The organism is Rhodovulum sp. 12E13, assembly GCF_003340565.1.
In the GTDB taxonomy this organism is placed as follows: Bacteria; Pseudomonadota; Alphaproteobacteria; order Rhodobacterales; family Rhodobacteraceae; genus HLUCCA09.
In genome coordinates, this window is record NZ_QPLK01000088.1 from 1 (window position 1) to 2,287 (window position 2,287).

Annotated in this window: 4 protein-coding genes; 1 reads left to right on the plus strand and 3 read right to left on the minus strand. The window is 70.1% G+C overall.

What is annotated here, in order from left to right:
* A partial coding sequence (locus tag DLJ49_RS21070) for a transposase domain-containing protein (protein ID WP_147277391.1) occupies positions 1–238 on the plus strand: 238 nt, incomplete at its 5' end.
* Here DLJ49_RS21070 and DLJ49_RS21075 read toward each other — a convergent pair.
* The 3 genes from DLJ49_RS21075 to DLJ49_RS21085 all read right to left on the minus strand — a co-directional run bounded on the left by DLJ49_RS21075 (position 230) and on the right by DLJ49_RS21085 (position 2,144).
* Positions 230–1,039 carry an alpha/beta hydrolase gene (locus tag DLJ49_RS21075; protein ID WP_158547552.1) on the minus strand — a complete coding sequence of 270 codons (810 nt, stop codon included), beginning with the start codon at positions 1,037–1,039 and terminating at the stop codon, positions 230–232. The genes DLJ49_RS21070 and DLJ49_RS21075 overlap by 9 nt on opposite strands.
* Positions 1,040–1,138: 99 nt before the next feature.
* The gene (locus DLJ49_RS21080; protein WP_115395465.1) at positions 1,139–1,744 is read right to left on the minus strand and encodes a MarC family protein; all 606 of its coding nucleotides are present in this window, start codon (positions 1,742–1,744) and stop codon (positions 1,139–1,141) included.
* A gap of 190 nt (positions 1,745–1,934) precedes the next feature.
* On the minus strand, positions 1,935–2,144 hold the full coding sequence (locus DLJ49_RS21085) for a hypothetical protein (protein WP_115395466.1): 210 nt from the start codon (positions 2,142–2,144) through the stop codon (positions 1,935–1,937).
* Positions 2,145–2,287: the final 143 nt, after the last annotated feature.

Here is a 2,287-nt window from a genome sequence, read left to right on the forward strand (position 1 = left end):
CGCCGTCGAGAACACGATCCGCCCCCTCAGCCTGCAACGGAAGAACGCCCTCTTCGCCGGCCACGACGAGAGCGCACACGGCTGGGCGCGGATCGCCTCCCTCATAGAGACCTGCAAGCTGAACGGAGTCGATCCGCTCGCCTACCTCACCGCCACCCTCGAGGCGATCGCCGCCGGTCACCCCGCTAACAGGATCGACGATCTCATGCCCTGGGCCTTCTCGCCAGCGTCAAGCTGATCGGCCAAGGGCCGCCAGCGGCCGCTTACCGATATCCTCGACCTGCTCGCGGAACAGCGCGGGGTCGATGTCGGGCGACATCAGAACGACGCCCCCGAGCCGGTCGAGCGCGGCCCGGTCGCCGCGGAGCGCCATCTGCCGCAGCACCTCCATCGTCAGCTGGCTGCCCATGGAATGCGCGACGATGACGATGTCGCGCGCGCCGGCGGCGGCAAGATCCTGCAGCATTTCCTGCATGCCGTCACGCGCCACGAGCACGGCGTCACGGTCGGCCGCGTAGCCGAGCGGCGCGCCGCGCGACGGCCAGGCATAATGGAAGACCGGCCCCGCGATCCCGAAATCGGCGACCATCTGCGCCGTGCGGAAGACGCCGTCGCCCATCCTGTTGTTGAAGCCGTGAACGGTGAGCACGACCTCCTCGCCCCCGCGGCCGCCCGCCAGCGCGCGCCGCGCCTCGGCGCGGAAGGCAGCGCGCTCGCGATAGGTTCCGACCCGGAGCGTCAGGAAATCCTCGCGCGGATCGGGGCGCGCGCCGGGAAGGGTCACGAGGCCGGGCACACGCTCCGGCGGCACGGAGACGTCGATGACGGCGTAGTTGAGCGCGTCCGGCTCGGCGCGCGACCAGAGCCCGTCGGGCGTGCGCGCCCTCGTGGTGCCGACATGGACGGCGACGCTGCTGGTGGCCAGTTCGGCCTCGGGATCGGGGATCAGGTCGGCCCGGGGACCGCAGCCCGCCAGCAATGAGGCCGCCACCGCCACGGCCGCCCCCACGCCCCTGACCGTCCTCGAGTTCCGCTGCATGTCAGGCCTGTTCATCGACGCACGCTTCTGATCGTGACCCGCGCAGCGCCGCGACTGTCGGTGATGACCGCCCCGAGCCGAGGACGGCCCGCGCCATCGTCACAGCATCGCCACGGCGTCGCGCATGAACTGGAGCGCGAGCGCGAGCTGGAGGACGCCGAAGACCGCGCCGAAGAGCTGGAGAGGAACCGGGCCGATGGCGCGCAGGATCGCCTTGGAGCGCAGCATCAGCAGCCAGTTCACGACGATCAGGCCGAGGCCCATGGCGATGATGCCGAGCTTGGTCTCGATCCCCGGGAAAGCCACGGCGAAGATCAACGGCACGACCACGGCGATGGGCGGGAAGAGACCCGGAAAGGCAATGGCGGCCGCCTCCACCTGGCCCGGGTCGATCTGCCGGGCCGGGGCCGGCGGCGCAAGCAGCGCCTGCAGCGACAGCGCGAAGAGCGCGACCCCGCCGGCGCCGATCAGCACGGGGAAGCTCACGCCCCACGCCCCCAGCGCGCCCGTCCCGATCACCACCGCCAGCACGAAGGCGCCGGCAACCAGCGCCGCGGCGTGGCGAGCCATCTTGCGCACTTCAGGGGCGGAATCGTCGTCACCGACGCGGGAATACACGGCAATGGCGCGGATCGGGCCCATCGTCATGAACAGCAGGCCGAAGAGCTGGCCCCACGGCATCTGGGGAAGGGCATCGGGCGTCACGGCTGATCCTTTGCGTCCGTTGAGATGGTCATGAAGTTGGCGTGGTTCGCCATACCCTCGGCGAAAACCTCGTTCGGCACCTGCGCGGCGGTCCCCATGCGTCGGTCTCCGGCCTGCGATCGGCCCGCGCCCGACGCCGCCCCGGCCATGCCGGGACGGCCTCGCGATAGCTCAGGATGGGACCGACACATCAGAAGCTGACGTAAAGGCTGGCCTGAAACGTGCTCCAGGGCTCGTCGGCGCCGATATCTCGCAGAGCCTTCCCGGGCAGCGCGTGCGATGCGACGACCTGCAGGTAACGGTTCCGGTCGATGCCCCAGCGCAGGGTCGCGGTGTACTCGTCGCCGATGTCGCGCGAGGCCAGTCGGGACAGCGCCGGGTTGGCGCCGAGGTTGTTCAACTCGTCCGCTTGCAACTGGTGCCAGCTAACAGGCCGCTGAAAAAGGCCGCCTCGACACGGGTTTGAGGACATGATTCACCCTTTCCGGGTCACGAGGGGGGCGGTCATGCGCGGGACAGACGAGGCGAGCGGGTCGCTGTTCA